Here is a 292-nt window from a genome sequence, read left to right as displayed (position 1 = left end):
AAACCATTCATTAGGTGGAACGCTGCTTCCATAGCCGTTGGACTTGCATTATAAGCATCATTGATAATTGTTAAACCACTATTTGTTGTTACAATTTCCATACGCATGCCTGTCATTTGAAGTGTTACTAAACCTTCTTTCATCTCTTCCCACGTTACACCAAAATATGTCGCAATTGCCATTGAAGCAAGCGTATTGTACACATTGTGTTTTCCTAATACTGGTAAGTAGAATGAAATATTTTCTTCTCAATTCATTTTAAAATGTGTCCCAGTTGCCTGTAATGTTACAT

The 292-nt window shown here is 35.6% G+C and carries 1 pseudogene; it reads right to left on the bottom strand.

Annotation, left to right across the window (positions count from 1 at the left end):
* Positions 1-292, bottom strand: a pseudogene (locus ACSG5Z_RS31305) (UDP-N-acetylmuramoyl-tripeptide--D-alanyl-D-alanine ligase); the annotation flags it as partial.

Origin of the sequence: Bacillus pretiosus (assembly GCF_051294775.1) — a bacterium.
Lineage (GTDB): Bacteria > Bacillota > Bacilli > Bacillales > Bacillaceae_G > Bacillus_A > Bacillus_A wiedmannii.
This window is presented reverse-complemented; position numbering and strand designations above follow the sequence as displayed.